Annotated in this window: 15 protein-coding genes and 1 riboswitch; of the genes, 1 reads left to right on the top strand and 14 read right to left on the bottom strand. The window is 63.5% G+C overall.

Annotation, left to right across the window (positions count from 1 at the left end; translation table 11 throughout):
* Positions 1-104: 104 nt before the first annotated feature.
* Positions 105-509 (top strand): NAD(P)-dependent oxidoreductase, encoded by a 405-nt coding sequence (locus ACFOSU_RS04060; RefSeq protein ID WP_380686717.1) that lies wholly within the window; start codon positions 105-107, stop codon positions 507-509.
* Here ACFOSU_RS04060 and ACFOSU_RS04055 read toward each other — a convergent pair.
* From ACFOSU_RS04055 to ACFOSU_RS03990, 14 genes are all read right to left on the bottom strand, one after another.
* Positions 499-1,506, bottom strand: coding sequence for a bile acid:sodium symporter family protein (locus ACFOSU_RS04055; RefSeq protein WP_380686715.1), 1,008 nt, complete (start codon positions 1,504-1,506; stop codon positions 499-501). The genes ACFOSU_RS04060 and ACFOSU_RS04055 overlap by 11 nt on opposite strands.
* On the bottom strand, positions 1,499-2,185 hold the full coding sequence (locus tag ACFOSU_RS04050; RefSeq protein WP_380686713.1) for a FadR/GntR family transcriptional regulator: 687 nt from the start codon (positions 2,183-2,185) through the stop codon (positions 1,499-1,501). Before ACFOSU_RS04050 ends, ACFOSU_RS04055 begins: the two co-directional genes overlap by 8 nt.
* A gap of 208 nt (positions 2,186-2,393) precedes the next feature.
* On the bottom strand, positions 2,394-3,068 hold the full coding sequence (locus tag ACFOSU_RS04045; RefSeq protein ID WP_380686711.1) for a hypothetical protein: 675 nt from the start codon (positions 3,066-3,068) through the stop codon (positions 2,394-2,396).
* A 2-nt stretch (positions 3,069-3,070) separates the two neighbouring features.
* Positions 3,071-4,120 carry an isopenicillin N synthase family dioxygenase gene (locus tag ACFOSU_RS04040; protein ID WP_380686709.1) on the bottom strand — a complete coding sequence of 350 codons (1,050 nt, stop codon included), beginning with the start codon at positions 4,118-4,120 and terminating at the stop codon, positions 3,071-3,073.
* A gap of 907 nt (positions 4,121-5,027) precedes the next feature.
* Entirely contained in the window at positions 5,028-8,636 is a 3,609-nt protein-coding gene (gene uca / locus ACFOSU_RS04035) for an urea carboxylase (RefSeq protein WP_380686707.1), read from the bottom strand.
* Positions 8,637-8,836: 200 nt separating this feature from the next.
* On the bottom strand, positions 8,837-9,475 hold the full coding sequence (locus ACFOSU_RS04030; RefSeq protein ID WP_380686705.1) for an urea amidolyase associated protein UAAP2: 639 nt from the start codon (positions 9,473-9,475) through the stop codon (positions 8,837-8,839).
* 171 nt (positions 9,476-9,646) lie between these two features.
* Positions 9,647-10,375 carry an urea amidolyase associated protein UAAP1 gene (locus ACFOSU_RS04025; RefSeq protein ID WP_380686703.1) on the bottom strand — a complete coding sequence of 243 codons (729 nt, stop codon included), beginning with the start codon at positions 10,373-10,375 and terminating at the stop codon, positions 9,647-9,649.
* Positions 10,375-11,196 (bottom strand): ABC transporter ATP-binding protein, encoded by an 822-nt coding sequence (locus tag ACFOSU_RS04020; protein WP_380686700.1) that lies wholly within the window; start codon positions 11,194-11,196, stop codon positions 10,375-10,377. Before ACFOSU_RS04020 ends, ACFOSU_RS04025 begins: the two co-directional genes overlap by 1 nt.
* Positions 11,196-12,020, bottom strand: a complete 825-nt coding sequence (locus ACFOSU_RS04015; RefSeq protein ID WP_380686698.1) for an ABC transporter permease — start codon at positions 12,018-12,020, stop codon at positions 11,196-11,198. The genes ACFOSU_RS04020 and ACFOSU_RS04015 overlap by 1 nt, the downstream gene beginning before the upstream one ends.
* A 67-nt stretch (positions 12,021-12,087) precedes the next feature.
* Positions 12,088-13,140: a putative urea ABC transporter substrate-binding protein gene (locus ACFOSU_RS04010; RefSeq protein WP_380686696.1), complete on the bottom strand. Its 1,053-nt coding sequence runs from the start codon at positions 13,138-13,140 to the stop codon at positions 12,088-12,090.
* Positions 13,141-13,202: 62 nt separating this feature from the next.
* Positions 13,203-13,328, bottom strand: a riboswitch (guanidine-I (ykkC/yxkD leader).
* Between the two features lie 264 nt (positions 13,329-13,592).
* Positions 13,593-14,426, bottom strand: a complete 834-nt coding sequence (locus tag ACFOSU_RS04005) for an HAD family hydrolase (protein ID WP_380686694.1) — start codon at positions 14,424-14,426, stop codon at positions 13,593-13,595.
* A 154-nt stretch (positions 14,427-14,580) separates the two neighbouring features.
* Positions 14,581-15,282, bottom strand: coding sequence for an S-(hydroxymethyl)glutathione synthase (gfa, locus tag ACFOSU_RS04000; protein WP_380686692.1), 702 nt, complete (start codon positions 15,280-15,282; stop codon positions 14,581-14,583).
* A gap of 336 nt (positions 15,283-15,618) precedes the next feature.
* The gene (locus ACFOSU_RS03995; RefSeq protein ID WP_380686690.1) at positions 15,619-17,739 is read right to left on the bottom strand and encodes a carboxy terminal-processing peptidase; all 2,121 of its coding nucleotides are present in this window, start codon (positions 17,737-17,739) and stop codon (positions 15,619-15,621) included.
* A gap of 247 nt (positions 17,740-17,986) precedes the next feature.
* Positions 17,987-18,715, bottom strand: a complete 729-nt coding sequence (locus ACFOSU_RS03990) for a sulfite exporter TauE/SafE family protein (protein WP_380686688.1) — start codon at positions 18,713-18,715, stop codon at positions 17,987-17,989.
* Positions 18,716-18,862 lie beyond the last annotated feature (147 nt).

The raw sequence follows: 18,862 nt of genomic DNA, 5'->3' as shown, positions 1-18,862 counted from the left end.
CTGCACTGCCGGCAAAGCGACCCGGCCGGGCGCGGCGTGAAACTGGCGCGTTCCCGCTCCGACGAAGGCAAACCCGGTTCGACAGTCGCCGGAACGCGTCAGTCGTGAACGATCTTGAGCGTCGGCTTGCGCAGATACGCAGCCAGCTGCTCGCTCTCGTGTGGCGTCAGGGTCGAGGATTGCGCCGCCTGGGAAATCCCCGCGCGCTGACGTCGCGCCGGTACTCGCTGGCGGCCTCGATCATCGACATGCGCGTCATCGCCTGGAGCGCGAAACTGAGCGCCGGCCAGGGCGCGACCCAGCAGCAGGTCGAGGCGGTGCCCAAACAGACGCTTTTGCGACAGGTCGATTACCTGTCCATCCCTCTGCGCCTGTCGGTGCGCACCACGGGCCTGTTCGGTGCCCGGGAGTTCGCCCTCATGCAGCCCAGGCCGTCCCGGTGCGGCCGCGCTGGACGTGTTCGAGACCGAGCCGCTGCCTGCGGCGTGAAATACGGGATCAGGCGCTAGGTGATTTCAGCGCGGCCGCATCGTCGTCTGTCCGGGCGGTGAGGGTTCGTTCATAGCGCCGCGCGACCATGGCGCCGACGATGATCTGGATCTGGTTGTAGACCATGATCGGCAGGATGATCATGCCGAGCGCGGGATTGCCGGCGAACAGCACGTTCGCCATCGGCAGGCCCGACGCCAGGCTCTTCTTCGAGCCGCAGAAAACCACGGCTGCTTCGTCGCCCAGCGAGAATCCCAGCCGGCGTGATACGAACATCGAAAAAGCGATCATGATCGCCAGTATCAGCGCGCACAATCCTACCGCGAAGCCGATCGCGCTCGCCGGCAGCTGGCGCCAGAAACCGCTGGCCACGAACTGCGAGAACGCGGTGTAGACGATCAGCAGGATCACGATCTGGTCGTAGCGCCCGGTCCAGTGCTTGTGGCGGTCGATGAGATTCGCCAGCCACGGCCGCAGCAGCTGCCCGGCCGCGAACGGCACCAGCAACTGCAGGATGATCTCCTGCAGCGCATGACCCACGGCCAGGGTCTGGCCGCCGCTGCTTTGGGCCAGCAGCATGAACACGAACGGGGTGGCCATCATGCCGAACACGTTGGACGCCGCCGCGCTGCAGATGGCGGCCGGAACGTTGCCGCCGGCCATCGCGGTGAACGCGATCGATGAGCTGACCGCGGACGGCAAGGCGCCGAGATAGAGAAAACCGAGCGCGAGCGCTGGCGGCATCCATGCCGGTGCCAGCGCCGATATCGGCAGCACGACCAGCGGGAAACAGACGAAAGTGATGCACAGGATCAGCAGATGCAGACGCCAGTGCGTCGCCCCTTCGCGTACCGAGGCCCGCGACAGCGCCGCGCCGTGCAGGAAGAACAGCAGGGCGATGGCGATTTCGCCCAGCCACGCGAGTACGTCTGCAAACCCGCCACGGGCCGGGGCAAAGGCCGCCACCACGATGGCGCCCAGCAGTATCACCGTGAATGGGTCGATCCGATTACGCATGCGGCTGATCTGCCGTGAGTGCATCGAGGGCGGGGGTGAGCAGTGCGCGGGCGGCGTCTGCAGCACCGGGTTGATCGCCTGTCCGGATCGCGTTGAGCAGTCGCTCGTGATCGGCCTGGGAGGGCTCGGGCAGGTCGATATCGGTTTCCGTGCGTTCGATCGTATTGCGGATCGCACCGGCGAAATGACGATAGAGCTCCATGAGCGCGCTGTTGTGGGCGGCCGCGACCACCGCCTGATGAAAACGCGCGTCGTGCGCGATGCGCGCCTCCAGGGCGTCACCCGCATCGGCACGTGCCTGCAACGCACGGCGCATGTCGGCGATATCGGTTTCATTGCGACGCCCGGCCGCCAGCCGTGCCGCTTCCACTTCGAGCGTCAGCCGTACCTCGATACGGTCACGCAGACCGGCCCGATCGATGCGGCGCAATGTCTGCGCGGGGTCGAGTTGCGCGCGCACATAGGTGCCGTCGCCCTGGCGCGTATCCAGCATGCCGGCATGCACCAGAACCCGCACGGCCTCGCGCACCGTGTTGCGGCCCACGCCCATGCGCTCGGCCAGAATGCTTTCCACAGGAATACGGTCTCCGACCGGCCACTCGCCCGACGCGATGATCCGGCGCAGGTGATCGATGACCGACTCGACGAGCGAGCCTCGCGGTATACGAGCCAGTGTCATTACGCTATTTGAATTAGCCTATGAACCAATCATCCTATGAATTAAGAAACGATGTCAACGGCCGCGTTTCTTGCGCGGGGCATTGCATTAATCGCGTGATGAATAGAGATGCTGGCGTGACAGTCGAGGCCTGGCTGTCCTCTCCAACAAATGACTGGATGGCCTTGGCGGAGTCCGCTACTACGCAGACGCCAAGTCACGATGCGTTTCATGAGTCGGCGTCTGGAACTAGACGGTCTTCCATCCACGGCCACGTCGAGAGCCGTATCAACCATTGCTCTCCGCGGCGCTCCGCATAGCTGAGGGTCAGCGCCGCCCGTTGCGTGAGTTGCTCGCTGGTCAACGCAGTCGGCATCGTGAGCAGATCGTGATCTTTTACCAATCCGTCACGTGGTGTGATGAACATCGCGTGATCGCCGAACACGAGCCGGACGGGTAGGCCGGTATCGTCGAGTCGCACCACTGGCTGCGTATCGATACGCGGGCTCACGCGTCTCCAGACCTCTCGATAACGTCGGCGTGGATGGCATTCCTCGAGCGTGTCGTAGTCGATGAACCGCATTTCGCCGATGTCCTTTTCGAGCCCGGGCGATAGATCGACCAGTCGGTGCCAGGTACAGAAGCGTCCCTCGACGCGTGTAATACCGGCAAAGGCGGTTTGGCGGGCGAGCCAGATCAGCTGATTGCGACCGCAATCCGCGAGCGACGAGACGCCGGTGAAATCGGGGCGCACTGTGGACACCCGCAGGTCCGCATGCCAGTCGCCGGCCTGCAGCCAGAGCACGCGCGTGTCGCGATCCTCGAACGTCGGCTCGCCATCGGCGGGTTCGGCGTAGAGCGTGCGCTGCCACAGCCCGTAATAGATCGGCGGGACGTGGCCCATATTCAGGCGTCGTCCTTGTGCCGGGCGTGCTGGCCGAGCGTGCCGGCGCCGCGTGCGCCTTCCGGCAGCTGGATCTCACCGTTGGCGAGCCGCTTCTTCAGATAGTTGAAGGTCTGGATGGTCTGAGCCCAGAGATGATCGCCGGCGGCCAGTGGGCCGTATTTTGGCTTTTCGTGTTCAGCCAGTAACGCCGGAAGCGGGGCGACTTTCGTGTGGTAGTCGGCGGCGAAGAACAGAGGGAAACTGTAGCGCTCCTCTTTCACCTTGCGTACGCGATGCGAGGTGGCGACGAACGCGCCGTTGGTCCAGATCTCGAGCATGTCGCCGATGTTCACGACCAGCGCGTCCTCGCGGTAGGGCACGTCGACCCATTCTCCGGCGCCGTTCATCACTTCCAGCCCAGGCGCGGTCGGGCGCAGCAGGGTGAAGCATTCGTAGTCGGTGTGGGCGCCGATGCCCTGGGCGTCCGTGACATTGGGGTCGAACGGATAGTGGATAAGACGCAGCTGGCTTGGCGGTTGGGTGGCTTGGGAGAGCAGGGCGTCAGGGTCGAGCCCGAGCGCGGTTTCGAAGCCGCGCATGAGCGCCTGGCCGACGCCGAAAACGGCCTGGTAATAGGCATAGACGTCGTCGGCGAAACCGTCGAGATCGGGCCAGACGTTGGCGCCCATCATGGGCGTGCCGGCGACGACTTCGGGATGATTGCCAGGCAGCTCGTAGGACAGATCGAATGCTTCCTTGGCATCGGCCTTGGTCGGATCCGGCGCTTCCTCGCCGGCCGGCACATAGCCGCGGTGGTTGTTCGACTTGCCGATGTAGTAGTCCATCTTGCGTCGCAGCGGCAGGTCGAAGAAGCGTTTGGTCTGGTCGAACAGGGCCTGTTGCGTGGTTTCCGATATGCCGTGGTTCACCACGTAGAAGAAGCCGACGTCGCGGGCGGCTCTGCCGAGTTCTTGGGCCGTGGTCTGTTGTGCTGCGGTGTCGCTGCCGAACAGCGGGGCGATATCGATGGCGGGGATGGATTCGAAAGCGGTGGGTTGGCGGGTGGTCATTTCAAACCTCTCAATTCGTGCTTTGATTCGTCGCTTGTTGGGGCCACTCGTATGGGGGCCAGTCGTAGCTCGATCTTTATTCAAATAGGTGTGTCGGCCTGTGAAATTGCCTCTACTCTCGGCTTGCGCTTTGATTTGGGGTTTCGCACTGCTGTGCGAGCGACTTTTATTTGCTTGCCCAAAATAAAAGTAGCCAAAACAAAAGGCACCCTGTCTGGCGCCGATGCTTCGCATCGGTGCCCTGCGCGGCTCCGGCCGCAAGCAGGCCAGCCGGAAACTCGCTGCGCTCAAACATCCGGCTGTCTTGTTCCGCTTGCGGCCTCCACTGCTCGGCGCTACGCCCAAGGGGACCCAATACAGACAAGCTCGCTGGCGCTCGCTCAAGGTCGTGTTCTTTTATGTCGGATTAGGCATTTGCCTAATCCGACAAGAACGGAGTCGCGCGCTGAATTTCGGCTCGGTAGGCGAGTGGGCTCCAGTTGTTGGCTGAGCGTCTGTATTCGGACCCGTTGCACGGCGACGGAGACGCGCAGCGGCGAAGGGTGTCCGGCGCACTGCGCCGGTGCGGCCAGCCTGTTTGAGGATCGCCAAAGCGATCCGACCTAGTCAGATTCTCAAGGGGCCGCATCCCTTCGCCGCGAGCATCGGAGTGCACCGGCGTAGCCGGCGCTGTGCCGGGTGTCTTTTCTCTTGGGTACTTCATCTTTGGACAAGCAAAGAGAAGTGCCTCGCACGGCAGTGCGAAACAAAAGACACGGCAAACTCGTGAGCGCCGAAAGGCTCGTGGCATAGAACCGCCGGCTCCAAAACCACTGGCCCCGACGCGCGCATCCCAATGCCTTTCTTCAATCTGCGTAGATCTGCGTTCATCTGCGGAAAATGCCTGAAGAACGAAGCCCGCCCAGGGTCAAACATCACCGATATCAAGAATCACCACCGGCTGCCCCGCAGCCACGGCGCCGCCTTCGGCGATCGGCAGACGCGCGACGCGGCCGGCCTGGCGGGCGACGATCTCGACTTCCATTTTCATGGACTCGACGAGGGCGACGACCTGACCGTCCTCGACCGCATCGCCCTCCGCGACCTGCAGCTTCCAGAGGCTGCCGGAGACCGGGCTGGCGATACCTGTTTCGTCCGCGCCCAGTTCCGCGGTCTCGCTGGTCTCGGGGGTGTGATCCTCGAAGGTGAACTGGCCGTTCGCCCGCCAGCGCGCCATCTCTTCCTGGAAGGCAGCCTCGCGCTGTTCCCGAAAAGCATCTATGGATGCCTGTTCGCCAGCCAGTGACGCGTCGTGCTCTGCCAGCGAGAAGCGCACGGTCTCGGTCTCGAGATCGAATCGCCCGTGGATAAACTCGCGCCGGATATCGGTCAGCTCGTCGTGGCTGACCTCGTAGAAACGCAGCTGGTCGAAGAAGCGCAGCAGCCACGGATTGTCGAAGTAGCGCGTCTTGCGATAGCGGTTCCACATCTGCAGCGTACGGCCGACGAACTGGTAGCCGCCGGGGCCTTCCATGCCGTACACGCATAGATAGGCGCCGCCGATGCCGACCGAGTTCTCGGCGGTCCAGGTACGCGCCGGGTTGTACTTGGTGGTGACCAGGCGCTGGCGTGGGTCGAGCGGCGTGGCCACCGGTGCGCCCAGATAGACGTCGCCCAGGCCCATCACCAGGTAACGGGCGTTGAAGACGATGTCGCGAATCTCGTCCTGGGTGTCCAGGCCGTTGATACGCTTGATGAAATCCAGATTGCTCGGACACCAGGGCGCATCCGGGCGCACGCTGCGCTGGTATTTGTCGATGGCTTCCTGGCAGGCCGGATCGTCCCAGGACAGCGGCAGGTGCACGACTCGCGATTCGACGGTCAGATCCTCGACGTCGCGCAGCTCGCGTTCGGGCGTTTCGAGATGGGTGAGCAGATCGGCCAGTGCGAGCGTGTTCGGGTCGTAGTGGATCTGCAGCGAACGGATGCCGGGTGTGAGTTCGGCCATGCCCTGGAGCGGATTCTTCTGCAGCCACAGCATCCAGGCATGGGCACGGAAACGCAGGGCGATCTCCAGCTGCATCTCGCCGAATTCGATCAACAGGAAGTCGTCACCGGCACGTCGATAGACGAGCCGTTCGCCGGCGGTCTCGGCGTCCAGCTGACGCAGAATCGGGCTGTTCCGGTCTTCGGCGAAGGCCGGTTTCGGTGTTTCCGCAAGCGTCTTCAGCAGGGTTTGCTGGCGCGCTTCGAGCGCGCGCGCGGTCTTCAGCGAGACCGGCAGGAAATGCACTGTATCGCCGGCGGCCAGCTGGCCCAGCTTCCAGCGCTCGGCCCGTACGGTGGTCGCCGGGCAGACGAAGCCGCCGAGCGAGGGGCCGTCGGGGCCGAGGATGACCGGCATGTCGCCGGTGAAATCGATGGTGCCGAAGGCGTAGGCGTTGTCGTGGATGTTGGACGGATGCAGGCCGGCTTCGCCGCCGTCCTCGCGCGCCCATTCGGGCCGGGGGCCGATCAGGCGTACGCCGGTGCGGTTGGAGTTGAAGTGCACTTCCCAGTCATGGTCGAAGATAGTGTCGATATCGTCTTCGGTGAAGAAGTCGGGCGCGCCGTGCGGGCCGTAGAGCACGGCGACCTGCCAGTGACGGCCGTTGTCGTTCGGGGTGCCGTATTCGGGCTGTAGCTCAGCCGCGAGCGTGCGCCGCTCGATCGCATCGAGCGGCGCCAGCGGCAGCACGTCGCCGCTACGCAGCGCGCGCCCGCCGTGGCCGCCGAACTGGCCGAGGGTGAAGGTCGAACGCGAACCCAGATAGGCCGGGCAGTCGATACCGCCGCGAATCAACAGATAACAGCGTGCGCCGCCGTCGATCCTGCCGAGCTTGAGTTCGGCGCCGGCGGCCACGTCCAGCACCTGCCAGCCGCTGGCGGTTTCGCCGTCGAGCGTGGCCGCGATCGGCGCACCGGCGATCACGATCTGGGTGGCGCGATTGAAACGCAGCGTCGGCCCGGTAAGGGTGATCTCCAGGCCGGCCGCATCGCTGGCGTTGTCGAGCAGCCGGTTGCCCAGACGAAACGACCAGTCGTCGAACGGCCCGGACGGCGGCACGCCGACATCCCAATGGCCCTGACGGCCGGGCACGTCCTGGATCGTGGTCAGGGTGCCGGCATCGAGCACTTCGATGGTCGGCGGCGACCATTCCAGATCCGCCAGCCAGCGGGTATGGATATCCGCGGTCGCGAAACGGTCGTCGGCCAGCACATGGGCCAGCCAGGTTCGGTTGGTCTCGATGCCGTAGACGGCGCTGTCCTCCAGCGTCGCGGCCAGGCGTGCGCGCGCCGTGTCGCGATCGGTGGCATGCACGATCACCTTGGCGAGCATCGGGTCGAACAGCGGCGTGATTTCCAGGCCCGCTTCGATTGAGTGATCGATACGCAGGTCGTCGCCGGTCGGAAACTCGACCTGCGTGAGTAGCCCGGCACTGGGGCGGAAATCCTGATGCGGGTCCTCCGCATAAAGCCGCGCCTGGATGGCGTGACAGCGCGGTGCAAGACCGGCCGTGAGCGCGTCGAGATCGCCCAGTTCGCCCGCGCCCAGACGTACCATCCAGTCGACGATATCCACGCCGTAGACTTCTTCGGTCACGCCGTGCTCGACCTGCAGGCGTGTGTTCATTTCGAGGAAGAAGAAGTCCTCGCGCGCAGCGTCGTAGATGAATTCCACCGTGCCGGCGCTGCGATAGTTCACCGCTTCGCCCAGGCGTACCGCGGTGTCGAGCAGAGCGTTACGTACCTGTTCGGGCAATGCCGGGGCCGGGCATTCCTCCAGCACCTTCTGATTGCGGCGCTGGGTGGAGCAGTCGCGCTCGCCGATGGCCGCGACCTTGCCGTGGCCGTCGCCGAATATCTGGACTTCCAGATGCCGAGCCCTGGCGATATAGGCTTCAAGAAACACGCCCGCATCGCCGAAGTTGCGTTCGCCCAGCCCGCGTACGGAGTCGAACGCGCGTGTCAGTTCCGCTTCGGTCTCGCAGACCTGCATGCCGATACCGCCGCCGCCGGCAGTGGACTTGAGCATCACTGGATAACCGATCCGCCCGGCCTCGGACTTGGCCTGTTCGACGTCGTCGAGCAGTCCGGAGCCCGGTACCAGCGGTACGCCGGCATTCTCGGCCAGCTTGCGGGCCTCGTGCTTGAGGCCGAACGCGTGAACCTGAGCCGCCGTAGGCCCGAGAAAGATGACCCCGGCCTTTTCACAGGCCGCGATGAAGGCCTCGTTCTCGGAGAGAAACCCGTAGCCGGGATGGATGGCGCCGGCGCCGGCTTCTGCCGCGACGGCGAGCAGGCGGTCGCTATCGAGATAGGTATCGCTCGCGCCGCCGCTGCCCAGCGAGTAGGCCTCGTCGGCTTCCTGCACGAACAGGGCGTCGCGGTCGGCCTCGGCATAGACGGCGACCGAGGCGATGCCGAGCGCTTGCAGGCTGCGCTGAATACGCCGGGCGATGGCGCCGCGGTTGGCGATCAGGACTTTCTTGAACATGGACCGGGTCCGTGTCGATGCGGGTCGTCCCGCCGGTTCGTAGAGCGCAGCGAGGTCGTCCTCGTGCTCAGTCGTTGTTCTTTATCTATCCGCAGATGAACGCAGATTCACGCAGATCAAAGAAAAGTCGAGATCGCGCTCTTGCGCTTTATCTGCGCTCATCTGCGCCTATCTGCGGATCGTTTCTTCGTCTTTTCGACTCAATCCCAGATCAGCACTCCCAGCGGCGTCGGGTTGAAGCCGCTGCAGGGGTTGTTGAGCTGGGGGCAGTTGGAGATCAGCACGACGACATCCATCTCGGCGACCATCTCCACGTATTTGCCGGGCCCGGAAATGCCGTCGTCGAAATACAGCTCGCCGTTGGCGGTGACCGGCACGTTCATGAAGAAGTTGATGTTGTGGGCGATGTCGCGCTTTGTGATGCCGTATTCGGGATGGTTCGCGATGGCGAGCATCCAGTTGTCGCGGCAGGAATGCATATACCGCTTCTCGAGGTCGTAGCGCACCGTGTTGGATTCGCTCGCGCACGCGCCGCCGAGGGTGTCGTGGCGGCCGCAGGTGTCGGCGCTGATGGTGAGCATCACGTTGTTCAGATTCGAGCGCAGCTCGGTGCCGGTGGTCAGATAGACCTTGCCCTGTTCGCGCACGGTATCGACCGCGCTATAGCGCTCGGACGGATCGGCGGCGTTGAAGAACAGGGTGTCGGCGGCCTCGTTGCCCTCAACGTCGACGATGCGAATCGTCTGGCCGGCGGCGACCGGACCGATGTAGTGGTCGCCGGCATCGATCAAGTGCCGGGCGACGGCGTTTTCTTCGCGCTGTTGGCTTGCGATGGTCATGGGTGCTCCTTGTCTGGCTAGACGTTCACGGCTTAAGCCGTGCGACGTTTCATTTCGTCCGCAGATGCGCGCAGATCGACGCAGATGTAAAAGCCGCGCTTGCCCAATCGGCTTTGGTTTTATCTGCGTTCATCTGCGTCGATCTGCGGATTGCTTGTTTTGCTCTGACGCTTACGCGGCGCCGAGGTGGTACAGCCGGTTGTTTTCGAAACCGCGGGCGTTCTCTTCGCAGTGCTGCCAGCAGACGTCGTTCTCGTCCGGCGCCGGCGCGGTGCCGAGCGCGATATCCACGCCGCGCTTGGGATACTCACTGGCCGGGTCGAGCGGGTGCGGGCAGGTATGCAGGGCGATCAGCGTGTCCATCTCGAAACGCAGCGTTACCGCATCGCCGGCATTGCAGTGGCCGGGCACGAACGACAGATTGCCGTCGTCGTCGGCCGCGACCTTGGAGAACAGGTTCAGGTTGGCGGCGAGATCGCGCTTGCCGAGCCCGTACTTGGCCAGTTCGATCAGAAAGCTGTCGTGCCCGGTCTGGGTGCGGTCGTTGAGCGCGGCCTGGAAAGTCACCGGCCGCCAGCCCTTGGCGATCATGTGGTGCGCGTGGAGATTGCCGCCGACGCTGTCGTGCCAGCCCAGATCGTCTTCAATAATCGAGGCGAAGATGCGCCCCATATCCGAGTACAGGCAGTGGCCGCGGGTGAGCTTGAAAGTGTGCTGGCACTTGAGCGTGTCCGGCAGGTTGAGCCGCTCCAGCAGGTTTTCCGGGTTGTATAGGAGCAGGCCGACGTTGGTGTCAGGCTCGCTCGCGGTCAGCGTCATCGTGGTGCCGCGGCGCAGGCGCAGCGACCAGTGCTGGCCGCCCGGCAGATGGGTCGTGTAGTCGGGGTTGGCTTGTGCCATCACGAAATGGCCTCCTTGGTCAGTGTCTTGTCGGCGCGACCGTCGTCGTCGGTGACGCTTGGTTTCTTGTCCGCGTCGGTCGGCGGGGCGTTGGGCTCGCGCTCCCGGTTGACGTCTAGGTCATAGGTGACCGTCGCGCCGTAGGCATGCGGGGCCTGCGGGTCGTCGCGCCATTTGTCGAATACCCAGACACGGGTGCCCAGGGCGAAGGCTTCCTCGATGTCGTGGGTGATCATGAAGATGGTCAGATCCAGCTCGCGCCAGAGCTTGAGCACCAGTTCGTGCATGTCCTTGCGGATGCCGGGATCGAGCGCGCCGAACGGCTCGTCGAGCAGCAGGATGCGCGGTTTCATCATCAGCGCCTGGGCGATCGCCAGGCGTTGCTGCATGCCGCCAGAGAGTTCGTGCGGGTACTTGTCGAGCGCATTCTCCAAACCGACTTCGGTGAGCCGCTCGATAGCGGCGTCACGTGCGCGCTTGCGGCGGCCGAAGAACAGCTTGCCCAACAATGGCGAACTCGATAGTTCCTGGGCGATGATGACGTTGCCGAGCACGGTCAGGTGCGGGAACACCGAATATTTCTGGAACACCACGCCGCGATCCGGCCCCGGCTCGCCGGGGATGGCCTTGTCGTCGAGCATGAGCTTGCCGCGGGTCACGCTCTCGGTACCCAGCATCATCTTCAGGAAGGTGGTCTTGCCGCAGCCCGAGGCCCCGACAATCGTAATGAACTCGCCCTTATCGACGCTGAAATTGAGCCGTTCCAGCACAACGTCATCGCCGTAGTGTTTTTCCAGGCCTTTGGCTTCCACGAGGCTCATCAGGATTTATCCTCGTCGACGTGGTACCAGGGAAAAGCCAACCGCGAGATCCACACCAGCGCCTGGTCGATGATGAAGGCGAGCAGGGTGATCCAGGCGACATAGGGCAGGATCACGTCCATGGACAGATAGCGGCGCACCAGAAAGATGCGATAGCCGAGCCCGTCCTGGGCGGCGATCGCTTCGGCGGCGATGAGAAACAGCCAGGCACTGCCGAGCGCCAGCCGGGTGGCCGAGAGCAGTCGCGGCGTGAGTTGGGGCAGCAGTACGCGCAGCAGCACCTGCCAGGAATTCGCACCCAGGGTCTGGGCCTTGATGCGCTGCTCCTCGGGCAGGCGCAGCGCCTCACCGGTAAGGTCGCGGATCAGAAACGGGGTGATGCCGATCACGATCAGCACCACCTTGGACAGCTCGCCGGTGCCGAAGACGATGAACAGGATCGGTAATATCGCCAGCGGTGGAATGAGTGAAACAACCGTGATCAGCGGCGAGAACGGCGCCCGGAACAACGGCAGGCCGCCGCTGAACAGGCCGAAGATCAGTGCCGCGAACGCGCTGATGCCGACGCCGATGGCGAGCCGGCGCAGACTTGCCTTCGTATCCGCCCACAGCGGAATGCTGCCGGTGCGCACATTGGCCTCGGTGGCCAGCCCGGTGATGGTATCGGTCATCTTGGCCGGCGAGGGCAGCAGGCGATCGTTCGGGTTCTCGGCCAGGCGCGCGCTGGAGGCGCTCATGTAGACGAACGCGATCACCAGAAACGGCAGCAGGGCGAGTGCCACCCGTGCCGGTCGTGCCGGCTTGAGATTGATCAGGCGCTTCATGGGACGATCCTCGAGATTACGACCGGAAAGGACGGCGACACGCTGGCCGCCGTCCGGGCGGTAGGCCTTATTGAGACTTGGCGTAGTTCTCGGTGTAGCTGGGATCGAAATGCATCATCACGTTCGAGGTGTTGCCGTAGACGCCTTTCGGGGTCTCGATGCCGACGAAATCCGGGCCGGGCGCCGAGGGGCCGAGCAGGCCATGCTTGTAGCTGAACTCGGCGATGCGCTGCATGGTGGCCAGCAGATCGTCGCTGTTCATCAGGTCGGCGGCTTCCTGCGGGTCGGTGTACAGATGGGTGGCGTCGAGCTGCTTCTTGTAGCCGGCAATGTCGGTACCCGCCGCTTCGGCCATGGCGGCCAGCGCGTTTTCGTCGCCGTCGGCGATAAGCTGCATGACTTCGTACCAGGCGCCGACCAGTGCCTTTCCAAAGTCAGGGTTGGCTTTCAGCGTGTCGGTATTGACCACCAGCATGTCGAGGATTTCACGCGGAATCTCGTGCGAGGTATAGACCAGATTGCTGTTGGGCATGGCATCGATGGCCTGCAGCTGCGGGTTCCAGGTGACCACCGCGTCGACGTCGTCGTTGGCATAGATGCCGACGATATCGGCATCCGAGGTGTTGACCGTGTCGATGTCACGCTCGCTCATACCGACCGATTCCAGCGCCCGGGCCAGGAAGTAGTGCGACACGCTGAACTGGACCAGATTGACCTTGCGGCCCTTGATGTCCTTGAGCGATTTGGCGTTCTTGAGAATGATGCCGTCGTTGCCGTCCGAGTAGTCGTTGACGATCAGCGCAGTGGAATCGACCCCCGAGGCGGCCGGGATGGTGAGCGTGTCCATATTGGTGATGGCGCAGGCATCCATATTGCCTGAGGTGTACTGATTCACCGACTCGATATAGTCGTTGATCTGGACCAGATCGATGGAGATGTCGTACTTGTCGGCCCACTTCTTGAGAATGCCGGAGCTGTCGGCATAGGCCCACGGCATCCAGCCGGCATAGATCGACCAGCAGACCTTGAAATTGTCCTTGGCCTGAGCCGCGCCCAGCGGGGCGAGGGCCATGAGGCACACGGCGAACAAGGTGAGTACTTTGAAACGAAGGCGGGACATGTCGGACTCCAATCTCGGCGAATGAAACACGGGGGTACCGGACGCAGCCGTACTGCTTCCTGACCTCCCGGGCTTTTGTCCCGCCGTGTAACCTGCACCGGATCGACTGATCCGGACTCCAGGTCGACGGCTCTCGGACCAGCCATCGCGGTTGTCATACCGCGACCGGAACCCTAGCCGTCCATTGGATAACTGATTGTGTGACAGCCGATGCTGCCGATACCCGATTGACGTTCGTTGATCTGTTCAATGCATGAACTCTGCCACTTCGCGCAAACCATTTGATAACAGTGCGTTGCAGGCGAGAAGGCATTGGTCCGCGCTGACAGGTTCGCGGTTCCAGCGGTAATGCACCGAAATAAGGCGCAGCCGTGGCAAGAAGCACTACGACATATCAGTGTTGGGCGTATTGACCACTGGCGACGGCGTGATCCGATGGCCTGCCGGGCAGGCTAATGCTCGCGGGCGCGCTCGACGCGTTTGTCCTGCGCGAGCAGATGGCGGGCCAGCTCGACCAGCTCGGTAATGCTGGCGATCACCGCGTCCGGCACGTCCGGATGACGCACGGTGCCGGGAAATATCTTGTCCAGCCACTCGGCGTCCCAGCCTGCACCGTTATAGAACAACGCGGTCACGCCCGCCCGGCGCGCGGTAATCACGTCGGTGGTGGAGTCGCCGACGTACCAGCAGTGCTCGTCGGCGTCGCGGCCCAGATCGCCCAACGCCTTGGCAATGAGATCCGGATATGGCTTGCGGTGGGCGACGTCGTTGCCGCAGGACATGACATCGAACAGATCCACCCAGCCATGGCCGTCGACGATCGCCAGTTCGTGGCTCATGAATTCGCGATTACGATTGGAGATCACGCCCAGCGTTATGCCCAGGTCGCGCAGATGCTCGAGATTCGCGCGAATATCGGGTTCCAGCGGGGTTACTTCGCCGACGTACTTGCGATAGGAATCGTCGAATGCCGCATGCGCGCGCTGCTTGGCATGGCTGTCTGCGCCAAACAGAACCTCGAAGATATCCGTGCGCGAGATCTTGCGGGCAGCGACAACCTTGGGATGCAGCCGGCGATTTTCGCGCACGTACTTGAGCAGCTTGGCGTCCTCGATCGTCTTCGAATCCTCGGGCTGCATGAGCGTGTCGAGCAGACCGAGTTCCTCCAGCCGGGGCAGGACGTCGTCGACGGCGTGGTACATCGCGTCATGGGTGTCGACGAGCGTGGCATGCCAGTCGATGAGGATGACGTCGGGCGGTGCATGGGGCAGCTGCAGGATACTCATCGGTCAACGCCTGTCTGGCCACTCGGCACTTGGCGATTCTGTACCTGACGCGTCGGTACACCGCCGGGATGGCATAGCACGACCGTGTGCGCGATTGCTGACGTCAATGCAACTCCCGCCGGCTCGTGCACGGCCGGCGGGTATGCAATGGGCTTCAGGCGGGCAGTGCGCCCGTAGCCTTGGCCTTGTGCGTCGAGATCGCGTCCATGAGCGGGGGGGCGAGCACGTCGTAGGGCGTCAGGCCCAGCTCTTTCAGACGGCCGCGTACGGCATCCATGTTCTCCGGTTTTTCGCCGGTTTCGATGATCGACGACACGAACGCGGCGAACTGGGGCTCGCTCCAGCCGGTGTCGGACGACAGCTCGGTGTGCACGAAATCGAGCCCGTGGAAGGGATGGCTCGTGTCTTCGATGCGGCCATACATGTGAGTGCCGCATTCCTTGCAGGCGTGGCGCTGGATCGCGGCGCTGCTGTCCACGATATGAAGCTTGTCTTCATTCTCCTCGACCGTGACCGCATCGCGCGATACCACGGCGACCAGCGAGAAGCGCGCGCCTTCGGGTTTCCAGCATTTGCTGCAGCCGCAGGCATGATTGTGGGCCGTTTGTGCGCCCACCCGGACCTTCACAGGCTTGTTGCTGCACTTGCAGGTGAGCACGCCGCCGGAGAAATTATCGCTGCCGGGGGTGATCCCGCCATCGATCGCCGGATGGATGGCCGGCTTGCCGTCCGCGGTCTTGCCCGCGCCGCCGCCTTTGGGTGCGGTCCTGGCCTGCGGCGCCGAGGGGGCGTTCTGTGCCGGAGCCGGTTTGTCGTTGCTCTTGCCGGTTAGTGCATCAATGATCTTCTTCAACATGTGGCGTCTCCTGATCCGATACTCGCATCGTTTTGTTTTTTCACTCGACGCTGGCCATTGCTGGCACGGCCGAGTGTGCCGACCCGAATACAGGACGTGCGAGAACATCGCCTGCTTCCGATCAGCCTAACGCCACTATCACTGTGTGGGGCCGCTAAGTCCAATAGGTATTGGCCGACGCAGGCATAACAAGACGTTATGCATGACACGTAAATGATTCACGCGGCTGTTTGCGGCGTGTCCAGCTGGGGCGCGGAGGGGTGGCCGTGCGGGGACGCGACAGGCGGGGCGTCCCGGCGCGGCGCGGCGTAATGCCACGCCGTGCCGGGAATCGGCTCAGGCCGCGTTGGGCTGGGCATTCTCGTCGGCGAGAAAAGCCTGTACCAGGTCCAGAAGAATCTGGGCGCTCTCGGTCTGATAGGCGTCGATCTCGTCCGGCTTGCCGCTCTGGTGAGCGCTCAGTTCCTCCTCGGCCGGGCTGTCGTCTTCCTCGCTTTCCTCGAACGCCTTGTAGTTCTCGAACGGCTCTTCGCCGGTCGCCTTGCGATGCGCATTGGCGAGCGTGAGGCTCTTCTGCTTGAGTTCATCCTGCTCGGCACGCCGTGTTGCGAGATTCAGCGATACCTGGGTCTGCTGACTCTGCTCGCGCGCCAGGTTGATGCGCTTGATGCGGTACTGGTAGTCCGGATCGTTCGCCACCCGCTCGACGTGCTCTTTCTTGAGCTGGGTCAGCAGCTGCACGATTTCGTCCGAGTACGGATATGCGGTGGGTTTTATCGTGTCCCAGGGCAGGGCGTTGGGCAGCGCGGATTCGCCGATCTTTTCGGGATCGATGACCGGCGGGAAATTGATATCCGGGGTGACGCCGCGATCCTGCGTGCTCTTGCCGCTGACCCGGTAGAACTTGGCCTGGGTCAGCTTGATCTGGCCCTCGGATAGTGGCAGCAGCGTCTGCACTGTGCCCTTGCCGAAGGTCTGGCTGCCGAGCACGATGGCGCGGCCGTAATCCTGCAGTGCGCCGGCCACGATTTCGGAGGCCGATGCGCTCAGGCGGTTGGTCATGACCGCGAGCGGGCCGTCGTAGACCGGGCCGTCGTTGCGATCACCCAGCACCTGTACCTTGCCTTCGGCATCGCGGATCTGGACCGCGGGCACCGAGTTCATGAACAGGCCGGTGAGCTTCATCGCCTCGCCGAGCGCGCCCCCGCCGTTGTTGCGCAGATCGAGAATCACGCCGGCGAGATGCTCGTTCTTCTTGAGCTCCTGCAACAGCTTCTTCACGTCGTCCGCGGTGCCGTTGTAGAACGACGGCAGCGTGATCAGGCCCACGTCGACCTTCTGGCCGTCGCGCTCGAGTTCGATGACCTGCTTGCGTGCGGCCTGATCCTTGAGTTCGATCTTGTCGCGTACCAGCGTGATGGTCTTGGACTGGCTGTTGTCGGCCGGTGAGATCTGCAGCCGTACAGTGCTGCCTTTCTTGCCGCGAATCAGCTGCACGGTCTCGTCCAGACGCATGCCCACCACGTCGGTGAACTCGCCCTTGTTGCCCTGGCCGACCGCGGTGATGCGATCGGTGGGCTTGAGCTTGCCGCTCTTGGCCGCCGGCCCGCCCGGAATCAGGCGCACCAGTTCGGCGTAACCGTTCTTGTTGCGCAGCTCCGCGCCGATGCCCTGCAGCTGCAGGTTCATGTCGATGCTGAAATCTTCCGAGCGCCGGGGCGAGAAGTAATCGGTGTGCGGATCGTAGCTATGGGTATAGGCGTCCATATAGGCCGAGAACGCGTCGACGGGCTCGGCCTGGCGCAGTTGCTTGAGTTCGTTGGAGTAACGCTGCTTGAGGCGCTTGGTGACTTCGGCGTCATCCAGATCATCGAGCTTGAGATTGATGATCTGATTCTCGAGCTGCTTGGTCCACAGCGCTTCCCGTTCGGCGGCGTTGGCCGGCCACGGGGCGTCCTCGCGGTCGACGTCGAAGGTCTCGTCGTCGTCGATATCGATCTTGTCGATACCGGCCTCGATCTTGTCGAGCGCCCACTGGTCTATCTGGATACGGCGCTTCTGGTAGGTGTTGTAGATGTCGAAGGCCGCAACCGTCTGACCGTCCTTGAGTTCGTCATCCAGCTGATGCGCGTATTGCTTGCGCAGATGATCGATATCCGAGGCCAGAAAAACACCGCGCGTACCGTCGAGCTCGTCGAGATAGGCATCGAAGAACTTCTCCGAGAACGCGTCGTCGAGCGTCACCTTGTTGTAGTGATTTTCCTGCAGTTGACGCACGATCTCGCGATCGATGTCGTCCTGATTATCGTTGGGAACCAGCGCGGTGTAACCCTCGGCGGTGCCGGCACCGGCATCGGGCACGGGTTCCGGGCTGGTATCCGACGCGCAGCCTGTCTGCGCAAATAGAGCCAGAATCAGCAACAGGGACAAAGCAAGCTTGCGCATCGAATCACTCATGGTTTGAGCCGCGTCGGCCGGCCCGACACAGCGCGACGATGATGCCGCGAAAGGGCTGTCCGAATAAAGTGGTGGCGTACCGCGGTGGCACACTCGCTTTACGATACACGATTTATCGCGTTCGATCGGCCCGTACATTAACGGATACGCGGGAAAAGGACGTTTTCGTGTGTGGCAGACAGTCGAGGTTCGCCAGCGTTCCCTCGTGCGCCGTCGCGCGCCGATGCGGTGCCGCCCGCGGCGCGTGTCAGCCCATCACCAGCCGCACCGCGGGAACCAGCAGGATCAGCGCCAACGCCCGGGCGAATGTCTTCTGATTCACGCGATAATGCAGGCGATGGCCGATCAGTGTGCCCAGCACGATGCCGGGCACGGTCAGCAGCGCCGTCCACGCCAGGCTCGGACTGAGCAGGCCCAGATAGGCATACACGCTGACCTGCGCCACGGTGCCCACGAGAAACGCCTGGGTGAGCACCACGCGTGCCAGTTTCTTGGGATAGCGCAGGCTGACGTAGATCAGCAGCGGAATCGGCGAGACCCCGACCGCGCCCACGATCACGCCGGCGCCAAGGCTGCACAGGCCGAGCGAGAGCGAATCCCCGCGTGATGCGGCCGGGGCCTCGGCCGGCGCGGGCGTGCGAATCAGCATGAGCGCGACGTAGACGAGGATCACCACACCCAGGGCGCGGCGCAGCAGATCCACCGGCAGAATCGCCAGCAGCTGCGCGCCGATGATGATGCCCAGCGCGATGCCCACCGCGGCGACCGGCCCGCGTCGCCATTCCATCTCGTGACGCGTGAGCCAGGCCAGCATGATGTTGGGCACGAGCACCAGCATGGCCACGACCGGAATCACCTCGTGAAACGGAAACAGCATGACCAGCAAGGTCGCGGTGAGCGTGCCCGAGCCGAAGCCGGTCAGCCCCTGGGCGCAGGAGCCGGCCAGCGCCGCCAGATTGAAAAGCAGTACCTGCAAGATGAAAGTCCCTTGTTCGCGGGCCGATGCCGGCGCGGGCCAGATGCCGCGCAAAGCGCGACAGGGTAACCGTTCGCGATGACGGCTGGGTGATGCAGCATTCGATCGGCGGCCGTACATGCGGCCAGTGGACGGTCAATCGGTCTC

This window comes from Salinisphaera aquimarina (assembly GCF_042643355.1).
Lineage (GTDB): Bacteria > Pseudomonadota > Gammaproteobacteria > Nevskiales > Salinisphaeraceae > Salinisphaera > Salinisphaera aquimarina.
Note: the sequence above shows the minus strand (reverse complement) of the source record. Positions and strands in the feature narration are given on the sequence as shown.